The sequence below is a fragment of the Pseudomonas sp. FSL W5-0299 genome (assembly GCF_005930655.1).
Taxonomy (GTDB): Bacteria; Pseudomonadota; Gammaproteobacteria; order Pseudomonadales; family Pseudomonadaceae; genus Aquipseudomonas; species Aquipseudomonas mandelii.
In genome coordinates this window covers 252244-265618 of record NZ_RXHX01000004.1, presented here as the reverse complement: position 1 = coordinate 265618, position 13375 = coordinate 252244, and the positions used below count along the sequence as shown (strand labels likewise).

The 13375-nt window shown below is 59.2% G+C and carries 16 protein-coding genes; 15 read left to right on the top strand and 1 reads right to left on the bottom strand.

Features of this window, described 5'->3' with window-relative positions:
• The first annotated feature begins 604 nt into the window (after positions 1-604).
• Genes rluC through sppA form a run of 3 tightly spaced genes read left to right on the top strand, consistent with a single transcriptional unit; the run spans position 605 to position 3230 of the window.
• Positions 605-1567: a 23S rRNA pseudouridine(955/2504/2580) synthase RluC gene (gene rluC, locus FHL16_RS08290; protein WP_010461871.1), complete on the top strand. Its 963-nt coding sequence runs from the start codon at positions 605-607 to the stop codon at positions 1565-1567.
• Positions 1554-2216 (top strand): HAD-IA family hydrolase, encoded by a 663-nt coding sequence (locus FHL16_RS08285; RefSeq protein WP_077747997.1) that lies wholly within the window; start codon positions 1554-1556, stop codon positions 2214-2216. The genes rluC and FHL16_RS08285 overlap by 14 nt, the downstream gene beginning before the upstream one ends.
• Before the next feature lie 24 nt (positions 2217-2240).
• Positions 2241-3230, top strand: a complete 990-nt coding sequence (gene sppA / locus FHL16_RS08280; protein ID WP_010461867.1) for a signal peptide peptidase SppA — start codon at positions 2241-2243, stop codon at positions 3228-3230.
• Between the two features lie 48 nt (positions 3231-3278).
• Here the strand turns inward: sppA and FHL16_RS08275 are convergent, their stop codons facing one another.
• Positions 3279-3857, bottom strand: coding sequence for a Maf family protein (locus FHL16_RS08275; RefSeq protein ID WP_077747996.1), 579 nt, complete (start codon positions 3855-3857; stop codon positions 3279-3281).
• Positions 3858-3962: 105 nt separating this feature from the next.
• Between FHL16_RS08275 and FHL16_RS08270 the strand changes: the two genes are divergently transcribed.
• From FHL16_RS08270 to FHL16_RS08215, 12 genes are all read left to right on the top strand, one after another.
• Positions 3963-4490: a YceD family protein gene (locus FHL16_RS08270; RefSeq protein ID WP_004371317.1), complete on the top strand. Its 528-nt coding sequence runs from the start codon at positions 3963-3965 to the stop codon at positions 4488-4490.
• Positions 4491-4503: 13 nt separating this feature from the next.
• Positions 4504-4686: a 50S ribosomal protein L32 gene (rpmF, locus tag FHL16_RS08265; RefSeq protein WP_008152339.1), complete on the top strand. Its 183-nt coding sequence runs from the start codon at positions 4504-4506 to the stop codon at positions 4684-4686.
• 4 nt (positions 4687-4690) lie between these two features.
• Positions 4691-5701 carry a phosphate acyltransferase PlsX gene (plsX, locus tag FHL16_RS08260; RefSeq protein ID WP_077747995.1) on the top strand — a complete coding sequence of 337 codons (1011 nt, stop codon included), beginning with the start codon at positions 4691-4693 and terminating at the stop codon, positions 5699-5701.
• 126 nt (positions 5702-5827) lie between these two features.
• Positions 5828-6766, top strand: coding sequence for an ACP S-malonyltransferase (gene fabD / locus FHL16_RS08255; protein WP_042932292.1), 939 nt, complete (start codon positions 5828-5830; stop codon positions 6764-6766).
• Positions 6767-6782: 16 nt separating this feature from the next.
• Entirely contained in the window at positions 6783-7526 is a 744-nt protein-coding gene (gene fabG / locus FHL16_RS08250; RefSeq protein WP_010461854.1) for a 3-oxoacyl-ACP reductase FabG, read from the top strand.
• A gap of 191 nt (positions 7527-7717) precedes the next feature.
• Positions 7718-7954 (top strand): acyl carrier protein, encoded by a 237-nt coding sequence (acpP, locus tag FHL16_RS08245; protein WP_003442511.1) that lies wholly within the window; start codon positions 7718-7720, stop codon positions 7952-7954.
• Positions 7955-8062: 108 nt separating this feature from the next.
• Positions 8063-9307, top strand: a complete 1245-nt coding sequence (gene fabF / locus FHL16_RS08240; RefSeq protein WP_008152330.1) for a beta-ketoacyl-ACP synthase II — start codon at positions 8063-8065, stop codon at positions 9305-9307.
• Positions 9307-10122 (top strand): aminodeoxychorismate lyase, encoded by an 816-nt coding sequence (pabC, locus tag FHL16_RS08235; protein ID WP_010461852.1) that lies wholly within the window; start codon positions 9307-9309, stop codon positions 10120-10122. Before fabF ends, pabC begins: the two co-directional genes overlap by 1 nt.
• Positions 10123-10125: 3 nt before the next feature.
• Positions 10126-11343 (top strand): endolytic transglycosylase MltG, encoded by a 1218-nt coding sequence (gene mltG / locus FHL16_RS08230; RefSeq protein WP_042932290.1) that lies wholly within the window; start codon positions 10126-10128, stop codon positions 11341-11343.
• Between the two features lie 19 nt (positions 11344-11362).
• Positions 11363-11995, top strand: a complete 633-nt coding sequence (tmk, locus tag FHL16_RS08225; RefSeq protein WP_010461848.1) for a dTMP kinase — start codon at positions 11363-11365, stop codon at positions 11993-11995.
• Complete coding sequence (locus FHL16_RS08220; RefSeq protein WP_010461847.1) at positions 11988-12974, top strand: DNA polymerase III subunit delta'; 987 nt, start codon at positions 11988-11990, stop codon at positions 12972-12974. The genes tmk and FHL16_RS08220 overlap by 8 nt, the downstream gene beginning before the upstream one ends.
• Positions 12975-13016: 42 nt before the next feature.
• Positions 13017-13373, top strand: coding sequence for a PilZ domain-containing protein (locus FHL16_RS08215; RefSeq protein WP_077747994.1), 357 nt, complete (start codon positions 13017-13019; stop codon positions 13371-13373).
• Positions 13374-13375: the final 2 nt, after the last annotated feature.

The following is a 13375-nucleotide window of genomic DNA, read 5'->3' as shown; positions in this document are numbered from 1 at the left end:
CGTGTCCAGCGATGTCTGGCCAATTGGGCCGTTATCGCGACTTACGCGTCCTGCTTGCTGTGGCTACTTAAGCACTCAGTCAGGAGGAGGAATCAACCAGCGGCTGTGGACGAGATGAAGCGTCTTGATAAAGCCTATTGCTACACAGTCCAGCGGTTGTGCATCTCCACCCTACACGTATCCCTGATAATTCGGGTGCTGCCGCGCGCAGAATCCGCAGCGGGTTGGCATTTACCGTGAGCTCCGAAGGGGGAGGTCACGCATCATGGCTAATTTAGGCGTTGTTTCCGAAGCGTTCGCTCGGGGTCGTCCTTAGCTGACTGCACTTTGTGAACTGGCCATGAATATTGGCTCGCAAGGGGAGTGAAAACTCTGCTTTGCGGCTTGATTCAGGCCTCATGTCACCTGCGCTTGTTACAGCTGCAAACTCCACCGTTACGTAGCGAAAGCCCCGTAGGACGGCCTCGCGTCCTGGTGAATTGCGTTGGTCAGGGCCGGTTTTTGACCGTTAGTCCGCTGTCCAGGCCGCTTTTGGCGGCGTTCGCGACTATAGCAGCAATGATTAAGTGCTTCAATTCCATAAAAAATTGTTATCATCCGCGGCATGACGACTACTGCCCCTTCGACCCCAGCCGTACAACTGCTGGAGGTCTCGCCGGAATATGCCGGCCAACGTATTGATAACTTCCTTCTCGCTCGGCTCAAAGGCGTGCCCAAGACCTTGATTTACCGCATTTTGCGCAAGGGCGAAGTGCGAGTGAACAAAGGTCGGATCAAGCCCGAATACAAGCTGCAGGCGGGCGATATCGTGCGCGTGCCGCCGGTTCGCGTGCCTGAGCGCGACGAGCCGGTGCCGCTGGCCCAAGGCCTGCTGCAACGCCTGGAAGCCTCGATTGTGTTCGAGGACAAAGCGCTGATCGTGATCAACAAGCCTTGCGGCATTGCGGTTCATGGCGGCAGCGGCCTGACTTATGGGGTGATCGAAGCCTTTCGTCAGTTGCGTCCCGATTGCAAGGAGCTCGAACTGGTTCACCGTCTCGACCGTGATACCTCCGGCCTGTTGATGATCGCCAAGAAACGCAGCATGTTGCGCCACTTGCACACGGCCTTGCGCGGCGACGGCGTCGACAAGCGCTATATGGCGCTGGTCCGTGGTAACTGGGCGGCTTCGATCAAGCAAGTCCGGGCGTCGCTGGGCAAGAGCAATCTGCGTTCCGGCGAGCGTATGGTCGAGGTCGACGAGGAGGAGGGCAAGGAGTCTGTGACCGTGTTCAAGGTCCTGCGCCGCTTCGGTGACTTTGCCACCTTGATCGAGGCGAGGCCGATTACCGGCCGGACCCACCAGATTCGCGTCCATACCTTGCACGCCGGGCATTGCATCGCTGGCGACACCAAGTATGGCGACGAAGGTTTCAGCAAGGAAATTCGCGATTTGGGCGGCAAACGCCTGTTCCTGCACGCCTATCTGCTGACTGTGCCGCTGCCCGATGGTGGCGAGCTGAAATTGCAGGCGCCGGTGGATGAAATGTGGGCCAAGACCGTGGAGCGCCTGAGTGCACCCCTCTGATTACAAACTGCTGATTTTCGATTGGGACGGCACGCTTGCTGACTCCATTGGTCGGATTGTCGAGGCGATGCATGTCGCGTCCGAACGGTTCGGGTTTCAGCTGCGCGATGATTTTGCCGTCAAAGGCATTATCGGTCTGGGTCTGCCTGAGGCCATTCGCACGTTGTACCCCGATATTGGCGATGCCGAGCTGATTGCGTTCCGCCAACACTATGCGGATCACTACATCGCCGCAGAGGCTGTGCCTTCACCGCTGTTCGAGGGTGTGCTCGAGTCGATGGAGGCGTTTCGCGCCGAGGGTTATCATCTGGCTGTGGCCACGGGCAAGGCGCGTCGCGGGCTGGATCGGGTGCTGAAAGCCCATGGCTGGGAAGATTATTTCGATATCACCCGCGCCGCCGACGAAACCGCCAGCAAGCCCCATCCGCTGATGCTTGAGCAGATTATCGCGCATTGCGAGGTTCGCCCGGAGCAGGCGCTGATGGTGGGCGATTCGTCCTTCGACCTGCAGATGGCGCGTAACGCCGGTATGGATTCGGTGGCAGTTAGTTATGGCGCGCAATCGATCGACGCGCTGAAGCTGTTCGAGCCGCGACTGGCCATTGATCGTTTTTCAGAATTGCATGCCTGGCTGGGTCAGCGGGCTTAACAGGTTTTTGCTGGGGTAGATGTCATGACCGACGAATGGAAAGCGCCCGCCAAGGCGAGTGCAGAGAGCGGTGACGAAAAAAGCTGGAAGCTGCTGGAAACGACCCTGCTGGCCAGTGTCCAGGAGCAGCGCCGGTCTCGTCGCTGGGGTATTTTCTTTAAATTGCTGACCTTTGTGTACCTGTTTGGCGCGTTGATTCTGTTCACGCCGCTCATGGACATGGAAAAAAGCGCGACCCGCGGTTCCCACTACACGGCGTTGATCGATGTGACCGGCGTGATCGCCGACAAGGAGCCGGCCAGCGCCGACAACATTGTTGGCAGTCTGCGTGCAGCCTTCGAGGATGAGAAGGTCAAGGGTGTGGTCCTGCGCATCAATAGCCCGGGCGGCAGTCCGGTGCAGTCGGGTTATGTGTATGACGAGATCGTCCGTCTGCGCGGCTTGCACCCGGATACCAAGGTGTACGCGGTGATCTCTGACCTGGGCGCTTCCGGTGCTTACTACATCGCCAGCGCGGCGGATCAGATTTATGCCGACAAGGCGAGTCTGGTCGGTTCCATTGGTGTGACGGCGGCCGGTTATGGTTTCGTCGGCACCATGGAGAAGCTTGGCGTCGAGCGTCGGACCTACACGTCCGGCGAGCACAAGTCGTTCCTCGACCCGTTCCAGCCGCAGAAGCCTGAGGAAACTCAGTTCTGGCAGGGCGTTCTTGATACCACGCACCAGCAGTTCATCAACAGCGTGAAGAAGGGCCGTGGCGACCGTCTCAAGGATAAAGAGCATCCAGAGTTATTCTCCGGGCTGGTCTGGAACGGTGAGCAGGCGTTGCCGCTGGGTCTGATCGATGGCCTGGGGAGTGCCAGTTCGGTGGCGCGCGATGTAATTGGCGAGAAGGAACTGGTGGATTTCACCGTTCAGGAATCGCCATTTGATCGTTTCTCGAAAAAGCTCGGTGCCAGCGTGGCTGAGCAACTGGCGATGTGGATGGGCTTCCAGGGGCCTTCGTTGCGTTGATTCTTTGGTTGCACCAGAAAACCGGCCGCAGTGGCCGGTTTTTTGTGTTCAGGGAATTTGCACGCCCTCGGCCAGTAGCATGTCGATCAGGCGAATCAGCGGCAGGCCGATCAGGCTGGTGGCGTCAGGGCCTTCGGTGCTTTGAAACAGGCTCACCCCCAAGCCTTCGGCCTTGAAGCTGCCAGCGCAGTCGTAGGGCTGTTCGGCGTGCAGGTAGCGCTCGATGCGTGCCGGGTCGAGGGTGCGCATGTGCACGGTGAAAGGCACGCAGTCGACCTGGCAGTCGCCGGTCTGGCTGTTGAGCAGCGCCAGGCCCGTCAGGAAGGTCACGCTGGCACCGCTGGATGCCAGTAGTTGTTCGCGGGCCTTCTCGAAGGTGTGGGGTTTGCCGATGATTCGATCGCCGAGGACGGCAACCTGGTCGGAGCCGATAATCAGATGAGCAGGATGGCTGCCGGCCAGTGCCCGGGCTTTTTCTTCGGCAAGGCGTTTTACCAGTTCGATGGCCGTCTCGCCGGAGCGATGGCTTTCATCGATATCCGGTGAGCTGCAGGTGAATGGCAGCTGCAAGCGGGCCAGCAATTGCCGGCGATAAACCGAGCTTGAAGCGAGTAATAAAGGCAGCATGCGTATCTCCGGAAGACAGGCGCGAATTCTACCGAGGCTTCCAAGTGACGGACAGGGCTGAATTTCCTTTGACATGGCTGGGTGCATCCCTATAATGCTGCGCCTATGTTGAATGACCCGATTCCACCTCACGTTGACCCGCGCAAATTGGCTGACCGTGGCACCACCCTTCAAGGTGAACTGCTGCTGGCCGATTTGGAGAGACTCTGCGACCCGCTTTCCGATACTGTCGGTACGGTGCAGGCTAAATTCGTTTTTGAACGAGATGAACGTAAGTCTGTGGTAATCCACAGTTTTATCGACACCGAAGTCAAAATGGTTTGCCAGCGTTGTCTTGAGCTGGTCACCCTGCCGATCCATAGCGAATGCAGTTATGCTGTGGTGAAGGAGGGTGCGAATACCCAGTCGTTGCCGAAAGGTTATGACGTGCTGGAACTGGGCGAAGATCCATTGGATCTGCAGTCACTGATCGAGGAGGAGCTTCTGCTCGCCTTGCCCATTGTGCCTGCTCATCATCCGGAAGAATGCCAGCAGCCGGCGGGTCTCGATGAGCCCGAACCGAGCGAGGACGAGGTAACGCGGTCCAACCCGTTCAGTGTATTGGCGCAGTTAAAGCGTGACCCAAACGTTTAGGAGTTAATCAATTATGGCTGTTCAGCAGAACAAAAAATCCCGCTCTGCCCGTGACATGCGTCGTTCGCACGACGCCCTGACGGCAAGCACTCTGTCTGTAGAAAAAACCACCGGTGAAATTCACCTGCGTCACCACGTATCGCCAGAAGGCGTATACCGTGGCCGTAAAGTGATCGACAAGGGCGCTGACGAGTAATCACTTGTCTGCTCAAGTCATCGCGATTGACGCAATGGGCGGGGACTTCGGTCCCCGCAGCATTGTTCAGGCCAGCCTTGCTTGTCTGTCTGCTACGCCCTCGCTGCACCTGACCCTCGTCGGTCAACCCTCTCTTCTTGAAGAATTGCTCTCTGGCCAATCGGCTGTGGATCGCTCGCGCCTGTCGATTGCTCCGGCGTCCGAAGTCATCGCCATGGACGAAAAGCCTGCCCAGGCCTTGCGTGGCAAGCCTGACTCGTCGATGCGCGTGGCGCTTGAGTTGTTGCGTGATGGCAAGGTTCAGGCCTGTGTCAGTGCCGGCAATACCGGTGCGCTGATGGCGTTGTCGCGGTTTGTGCTCAAGACGTTGCCCGGCATCGATCGGCCGGCGATGGTGGCGGCGATTCCAACGCAGAAGGGTTATTGCCAGTTGCTCGACCTCGGCGCCAACGTTGATTGCAGTGCCGAGCATTTATTGCAATTTGCGGTGATGGGCTCGGTGGCGGCAGAAACCCTCGGCATTGTTCGCCCGCGGGTGGCCTTGCTGAACATCGGCACCGAAGACATCAAGGGTAATCAGCAGGTCAAGCTGGCGGCGACCTTGTTGCAAAGTGCTCGCGGCATCAACTACATCGGCTTTGTCGAAGGTGACGGATTGTACCGGGGCGAGGCGGACGTGGTGGTGTGTGACGGCTTTGTCGGCAATATCCTGCTCAAGTCCAGCGAAGGCCTGGCGACCATGATTGCCGGGCGCATCGAAGCCTTGTTCAAGAAAAACCTCGCCTCGAAAATGATCGGCGCGCTGGCGCTACCCCTGATGAAGCGTTTGCAGGCCGATCTGGCGCCTGCGCGACATAACGGCGCAAGCTTCCTGGGTTTGCAGGGGATTGTGGTGAAAAGCCACGGTTCGGCCGGAGTTCAGGGTTTTCAGAGTGCCATTTCCCGTGCGCTGATCGAGATCCAGGAAAACCTTCCGGAACGCATTCACGGTCGTCTGGAGGATTTGTTGCTTTAGGCGTTTTCGTCGGACAATGCTTAAATGTGACCGCTCAGTTCAATTGGCCATCCAACTGTCAGTTTCTTGCGTCCCCCAAGCGGGACGTCAAATTCTCCGACGACAAGATCATTAGGGGCTTGTTACATGTCTGCTTCCCTCGCATTCGTCTTTCCAGGACAGGGTTCGCAGTCCCTCGGCATGCTGGCCGAGTTGGGCGCACAACATCCGGTTGTCCTCGAAACATTCAAAGAAGCTTCCGATGCTCTGGGTTACGACCTGTGGGCACTGACCCAGCAAGGGCCGGAAGAGCAACTCAATCAAACCGATAAAACCCAGCCGGCCATTCTGACTGCCTCGATCGCCTTGTGGCGTCTGTGGCTGGCGGAAGGCGGCGCGCGTCCGGCTTACGTTGCCGGTCACAGCCTGGGCGAGTACAGCGCACTGGTCGCGGCGGGCAGCCTCAGCCTGGGCGCCGCCGTCAAGCTGGTGGAGCGCCGTGGTCAGTTGATGCAGGAAGCGGTTCCGGCCGGGCAGGGCGGCATGGCCGCAATCCTGGGTCTGGAAGATGCTGACGTGTTGGCCGCCTGTGCCGAAGCGGCGCAAGGCGAAGTGGTCAGCGCGGTCAACTTCAACTCCCCGGGCCAGGTCGTGATCGCCGGTGCCAAGGCTGCGGTCGAACGCGCCATCGAAGGCTGCAAGGCTCGTGGTGCCAAGCGTGCCATGCCGTTGCCGGTCAGCGTGCCGTCCCACTGCGAATTGATGCGTCCGGCAGCCGAGCGTTTCGCTGAGTCGATCGCTGCCATTGACTGGCAGGCTCCGCAGATCCCTGTGGTGCAGAACGTCAGCGCCAATGTGCCGGCCGATCTGGAAACCCTCAAGCGCGACCTGCTTGAGCAGCTCTACAAGCCTGTACGCTGGGTTGAGTCGGTCCAGGCGCTGGCCGCCAAGGGCGCGACCCAACTGGTCGAATGCGGCCCTGGCAAAGTACTCGCCGGCCTGAACAAGCGTTGCGCCGAAGGCGTGTCGACATCCAACCTCAATACCCCAGACGCTTTCGCTGCCGCCCGTGCAGCGCTGGCCTGAATCAGGAGAAACTTGCATGAGTCTGCAAGGTAAAGTTGCACTGGTCACCGGTGCGAGCCGCGGTATCGGCCAGGCCATCGCCCTGGAACTGGGTCGTCAGGGCGCTATTGTTGTCGGTACCGCGACGTCCGCTTCCGGCGCCGAGCGTATTGCCGCTACCCTGAAAGAAAATGGTATTCAAGGCACTGGTCTGGAACTCAATGTCACCAGCGACGAATCCGTTGCTGCCGTATTGGCGAGCATCACAGCACAGTTCGGTGCGCCGGCGATCCTGGTCAACAATGCCGGTATCACCCGCGATAATCTGATGATGCGCATGAAAGATGACGAATGGCATGACGTCGTCGATACCAACCTGAACAGTCTGTTCCGCCTGTCCAAGGGCGTTTTGCGCGGTATGACCAAAGCCCGTTGGGGACGAATTATCAGTATTGGCTCGGTTGTGGGTGCCATGGGCAACGCAGGCCAAGTAAACTACGCAGCCGCCAAGGCCGGTCTGGAAGGTTTCAGCCGTGCACTGGCGCGTGAAGTCGGTTCGCGTTCGATTACGGTAAACTCGGTGGCCCCTGGGTTCATCGACACCGATATGACCCGCGAACTGCCTGAGGCACAGCGTGAAGCCTTGCAGACGCAGATTCCGCTGGGCCGTCTGGGGCAAGCTCAAGAGATCGCGTCTGTGGTCGCTTTTCTTGCATCCGACGGTGCGGCTTACGTTACTGGGGCTACAATCCCGGTGAACGGCGGGATGTACATGAGTTAAATGTGACGGATTGCTTCAAAAAAATGTCATACGAGCTGTCTAAAATCCGTTATAAAGCTGCAATCTATTTATAGGCAGAGGGCCGTCGGGTTTGAGGAGTGAAGCTTTCAGTTGAAAAACTGAAAAGTCTTTCTATACACTTACCCACTGGCCAGCTGCCTGAATTTGTCCATTAGGAGTGAAAACAAGGTATGAGCACCATCGAAGAGCGCGTCAAGAAAATCGTTGCTGAGCAACTGGGCGTTAAAGAAGAAGAAGTGGTCAACACTGCTTCCTTCGTTGAAGACCTGGGTGCCGACTCCCTTGACACCGTTGAGCTGGTGATGGCTCTGGAAGAGGAATTCGAGACCGAAATCCCTGACGAAGAAGCTGAGAAGATCACTACTGTACAAGCCGCAATCGATTACGTTACTAACCACCAGGCTTAATAGCTTGTAATCGTTGCTTGCTGTCATGGAAAAACCGCACTGCCATCACGGCGTGCGGTTTTTTCTTTAGGCCTGATGCAAAGTCGTCATTTGAAAAAGGAGAGTGCTGTGTCGCGTAGACGCGTCGTAGTCACCGGTATGGGTATGTTGTCGCCACTGGGCACGGATGTGCCAAGCAGTTGGCAGGGCATTCTGGCTGGCCGCAGTGGCATTGGTCTGATCGAACACACCGACCTTTCTGCCTATTCCACCCGTTTTGGCGGCTCGGTAAAGGGCTTCAATGTCGAGGAATACCTGTCGGTCAAGGAAGCTCGAAAGCTCGACCTGTTCATTCAGTACGGTCTGGCCGCAGGTTTTCAGGCTGTACGTAACGCAGGCCTTGAAGTCACCGACGCCAACCGTGAACGCATCGGCGTGGCCATGGGGTCGGGTATTGGCGGTCTGACCAATATCGAAGAAACCAGCCGCACCCTGCATGATTCCGGGCCACGACGGATTTCTCCGTTTTTCGTGCCTGGCTCGATCATCAATATGATTTCCGGTTTTCTGTCCATCCACTTGGGTGCACAGGGACCTAACTACGCCATCGCCACCGCGTGTACCACCGGTACGCACTGCATTGGCATGGCTGCGCGCAACATCATGTACGACGAAGCCGACGTGATGATTGCCGGCGGCGCCGAGATGGCGGCTTGCGGTCTGGGCATGGGTGGCTTCGGTGCTTCCCGTGCGCTGTCGACCCGCAACGACGAGCCAACCCGTGCCAGCCGTCCATGGGACAAGGGCCGTGATGGCTTCGTTTTGTCCGACGGTGCCGGCGCCCTGGTTCTCGAAGAGCTGGAGCACGCCAAGGCGCGCGGCGCGACCATCTATGCCGAGCTGATCGGTTTCGGCACCAGCGGCGATGCCTACCACATGACTTCGCCTCCCGCCGATGGCGCCGGTGCTGCCCGTTGCATCACTAATGCCTTGCGCGACGCCAGGATCAATGGCGATCAGGTCCAGTACATCAACGCCCACGGCACCTCGACCTCGGCCGGCGATCTCGCCGAAGCCTGTGCAATCAAGTCGGTGTTCGGCGATCACGCCTACAAACTGGCCGTCAGTTCGACCAAGTCCATGACCGGTCACTTGCTGGGTGCAGCAGGCGCAGTCGAGGCGATCTTCAGCGTGCTGGCGATCAATAGCCAGGTAGCGCCACCGACCATCAACCTCGATGAACCGGACGAAGGCTGCGATCTCGATTTCGTGCCGCACACCGCGCGCAATATGGATATCGATGTGGTGCTCTCCAACTCCTTCGGATTTGGCGGTACCAACGGCTCGCTGGTGTTCCGCCGGTTCGCTGACTGATGGACAGCTGGGTCGACGGTCAGCCGGCTGACGCTTTGTCGCTGAAGGATCGCGGCCTGGCTTACGGTGATGGTCTGTTCGAGACCATTGCCGTGCGTGGTGGGCAACCCTTGTTGCTGGACCGACATCTGTCGCGTCTGGCCGATGGCTGTTCACGGCTGGCGATCACTGCCGATCACGAGTTGATCCGCAGTGAGCTGCTGGCCTATGCCGCCGCACTGGGTCAAGGTGTGCTCAAGCTCATCCTCACCCGCGGCGACAGTCTGCGTGGTTACGCTCCCGATCCTTCGGCTCAGGCCCGACGTATTCTGCAAGGAAATCCCCCCGCTGCTTATCCTGCCGTTCATGGCGAGCAGGGTGTTCGTCTGTTCCCGTGTGCGACGCGACTGTCCAGGCAACCACTGCTTGCCGGCCTCAAACACCTGAACCGCCTGGAGCAGGTCATAGCCCGTTCCGAATGGCAGGACACCGAGCATGCCGAAGGCTTGATGCTCGACAGGACAGGGCGGGTGATCGAAGGCGTATTCAGTAATCTTTTCCTGGTGCGCGATGGCGTGTTGATCACAGCCGATTTGAAGCGCTGCGGCGTGGCGGGTGTGATGCGTGCCGAATTATTGTTTCAAGCCGAGTCATTGGGGATCCCCACGCAAATCACCGACATTAGCCTCGATCAGCTGCAATGGGCCGATGAAGTCTTTGTCTGCAACAGCGTGTATGGCGTTTGGCCGGTGCGCGCCTATGCTGCGCTGAGCTGGCCGGTTGGGCCGCTCACCCGTAAACTCCAAACCATTGCCCATGCGCTACTGGATGCTTGATACGTGAGACGTAAATTGTTGCTGCTGCTGGAAACCGGATTGGTTCTGGCAGGGCTGTGTCTGGGCGCCTCCGCCTGGAAGATTCATACGGCGCTGAATCAGCCGCTGAACATCACCCAGGAAGAACTGCTGGAAGTGCCTAAAGGCACGACACCCACCCGCACCTTCTATCGACTCGAAGCCGATGGCGTCATCAAGGACGCTTTCTGGTTGCGCGTGTATTGGCGTTTCAATCTGGCCGGACAACCCTTGCACAAGGGCGAATACCGCATGCAGCCCGGCATGACCGTCGAAGGGCTGATCGACCTGTGGAAGCGTGGGGACATCGTTCAATACAGCCTGACTCTGGTCGAAGGCTGGAATTTTCATCAGGTCCGGGCGGCATTGGCCAAGGATGAAAAACTCGAGCAGACCCTCAACGGCTTGAGCGATAGCGAAGTGATGACCAAGCTGGGCCATACCGGGATCTTTCCCGAGGGCCGGTTCTTCCCCGACACTTACCGCTTCGTGCGGGGCATGACCGACGTCGATCTGCTGAAAAAAGCCTACGATCGCCTCGACGAAGTCCTGGCCAGGGAATGGGAGCAGCGCGCTGCTGACTTGCCGTACACCGAACCCTATCAGGCGCTGATCATGGCCTCGCTGGTTGAAAAGGAAACCGGTGTGCCCCAGGAGCGCGGGCAGATTGCAGGCGTGTTCGTGCGACGCATGGCGATGGGCATGCTGCTGCAGACCGATCCGACGGTGATCTACGGCCTGGGTGATCGCTACAGCGGCAAGTTGACCCGCGCCCACCTCAAGGAGGCCACGCCGTACAACACCTATATGATTTCGGGCCTGCCACCCACCCCGATTGCCATGGTCGGCCGCGAAGCGATCCATGCCGCGTTGAACCCGGTGGCAGGCAACAGCCTCTACTTTGTGGCTCGCGGTGACGGCAGCCACGTGTTCTCCGATGATCTGGACGCCCACAATAATGCGGTGCGCGAGTTCCAGCTCAAGCGTCGTGCCGATTATCGGTCCAGTCCGGCACCGGTCTCCGCGCCAGAAACTCCGAGTGCCGACACACCGGGTGCCGAAGCGCCGATTCCGGCCGCTTCGCCCAATCCCGATCCCGAAGCTTTGCCAGAAGTAGCGCCACAAGACGCGCCGCAAGAACCCGCTCCGGCGCCCGAACCCGTGCCCGAGCCGGACACACCGGCTCCGCAAAGCCCGCAATGACTCTGATTAAGGACTGCCCGTGACTGGCTTGTTTATTACCCTGGAAGGCCCGGAAGGCGCCGGCAAGAGCACCAACCGCGAATACCTGGCCGAGCGCCTGCGCGCCGCCGGTATCGAGGTGGTGTTGACCCGCGAGCCGGGTGGTACGCCCTTGGCCGAGCGGATCCGCGAGGTGCTGTTGGCGCCGGTTGATGAAGTCATGAACCCTGACACCGAGCTGCTGCTGGTGTTCGCCGCACGCGCCCAGCATCTGGCCGAGGTGATTCGCCCGGCGCTGGCCCGTGGCGCGGTGGTCTTGTGTGATCGCTTTACCGATTCGACCTACGCCTATCAGGGCGGTGGTCGTGGTTTGTCGCTGGAGCGTATCGCGGCCCTCGAAACCTTTGTGCAGGGCGATTTGCGCCCGGATCTGACGCTGATCTTCGATTTGCCGGTGGAAGTGGGCCTGGCCCGCGCCAGCGCTCGCGGTCGCCTGGATCGTTTTGAACTCGAAGGCCGAACCTTTTTTGATGCCGTGCGCAGTGCGTTCCTCAAGCGCGCTGAAGCTGACCCGGCGCGTTATGTGCGGGTCGATGCCGCTCAGCCGCTGGCACAGGTTCAGCAGTCGCTGGACGCCTTGCTGCCACGCCTGCTGGAGTTGGCCCGTGGCTGAAGCGTATCCGTGGCAGGACAGCCTCTGGCAGCAGTTGGCCGGTCGCAAGCAACATGCGCACGCCTATCTGCTGCATGGCCCGGCCGGGATCGGCAAGCGGGCGCTGGCGGAACGGTTGATGGCCAGTTTGCTGTGCCAGCGTCCGACCGCGCAGGATGCCTGCGGTGAATGCAAGTCCTGCCTGCTGCTCAAGGCCGGCAGCCACCCCGACAATTACATCCTGGAACCCGAAGAGGCCGACAAGGCGATCAAGGTCGATCAGGTGCGCAATCTGGTCAGTTTCGTGGTCCAGACCGCCCAAATGGGCGGGCGCAAGGTGGTGTTGATCGAGCCGGTCGAGTCGATGAACATCAACGCCGCGAACGCCTTGCTCAAAAGTCTTGAGGAACCGTCCGGCGACACCGTTTTGCTGTTGGTCAGCCACCAGACCAGTCGTCTGCTGCCGACCATCAAGAGCCGCTGCGTACAGCAGGCTTGTCCGCTGCCGAGCGAAGCGATGAGTCTTGCCTGGCTGGCCAAGGCCCTGCCGGACAGCTCGGAAGAAGAGCGTATCGAACTGCTGACCCTGGCGGCCGGCTCCCCGCTGGCGGCGGTCAAGTTGCAGGCCCAAGGCGTGCGCGAACAGCGAGCTCTGGTGGTCGAAGGCGTGAAGAAGCTGCTCAAGCAGCAGCAATCGCCGACGCAATTGGCCGAAGAATGGAAAACCGTCCCGCAGTTGCTGTTGTTCGACTGGTTCTGCGACTGGTCGAGTCTGATCCTGCGCTATCAATTGACCCAGGATGAGCAGGGGCTGGGGTTGGCGGACATGCGCAAGGTCATTCAATACCTGGCGCAGAAAACCGCTCAGGATAAAGTCTTGAATATCCAGGACTGGATTCTCGCCCAGCGTCAGAAGGTCATGAGCAAAGCTAACCTCAATCCGGCCTTGTTGCTGGAGGCACTGCTGGTGCAATGGGCATCCTTGCCTACCCAGAAGTGATCGTCTGTGCCTAGACTCTGATCATCAGCAATGGAGGTCAGCATGAATGAAGCCGTCAATCCGGGGCCGCGCAACGGCATTTTGTCCCTGACCATCAAGGACAAGTCCGTGCTTTACGCGGCCTACATGCCGTTCATCAAGAACGGTGGCCTGTTTATCCCGACCAACAAGAGCTACAAGTTGGGCGACGAGGTGTTCATGCTGCTGAACCTGATGGATGAGGTCGATAAGATTCCGGTAGCCGGCAAGGTTGCCTGGATTACGCCCAACGGTGCGCAGGGCAATCGGGCTGCCGGGGTCGGCGTACAATTCAACGACGGCGACAACACCGCGCGCAGTCGAATCGAAACCCATCTGGCCGGAGCCCTGAAGTCCGACCGTCCCACTCATACGATGTAAGT

Excerpts from the sequence above, each read along its gene's own strand:
- sppA (WP_010461867.1), top strand. The coding sequence starts at position 2,241 with ATGACCGACGAATGGAAAGCGCCCGCCAAGGCGAGTGCAGAGAGCGGT.
- fabD (WP_042932292.1), top strand. The coding sequence starts at position 5,828 with ATGTCTGCTTCCCTCGCATTCGTCTTTCCAGGACAGGGTTCGCAGTCC.
- pabC (WP_010461852.1), top strand. The coding sequence starts at position 9,307 with ATGGACAGCTGGGTCGACGGTCAGCCGGCTGACGCTTTGTCGCTGAAG.
- rpmF (WP_008152339.1), top strand. The coding sequence starts at position 4,504 with ATGGCTGTTCAGCAGAACAAAAAATCCCGCTCTGCCCGTGACATGCGT.
- acpP (WP_003442511.1), top strand. The coding sequence starts at position 7,718 with ATGAGCACCATCGAAGAGCGCGTCAAGAAAATCGTTGCTGAGCAACTG.
- FHL16_RS08215 (WP_077747994.1), top strand. The coding sequence starts at position 13,017 with ATGAATGAAGCCGTCAATCCGGGGCCGCGCAACGGCATTTTGTCCCTG.
- rluC (WP_010461871.1), top strand. The coding sequence starts at position 605 with ATGACGACTACTGCCCCTTCGACCCCAGCCGTACAACTGCTGGAGGTC.
- FHL16_RS08270 (WP_004371317.1), top strand. The coding sequence starts at position 3,963 with ATGTTGAATGACCCGATTCCACCTCACGTTGACCCGCGCAAATTGGCT.
- FHL16_RS08275 (WP_077747996.1), bottom strand. The coding sequence starts at position 3,857 with ATGCTGCCTTTATTACTCGCTTCAAGCTCGGTTTATCGCCGGCAATTG.
- fabG (WP_010461854.1), top strand. The coding sequence starts at position 6,783 with ATGAGTCTGCAAGGTAAAGTTGCACTGGTCACCGGTGCGAGCCGCGGT.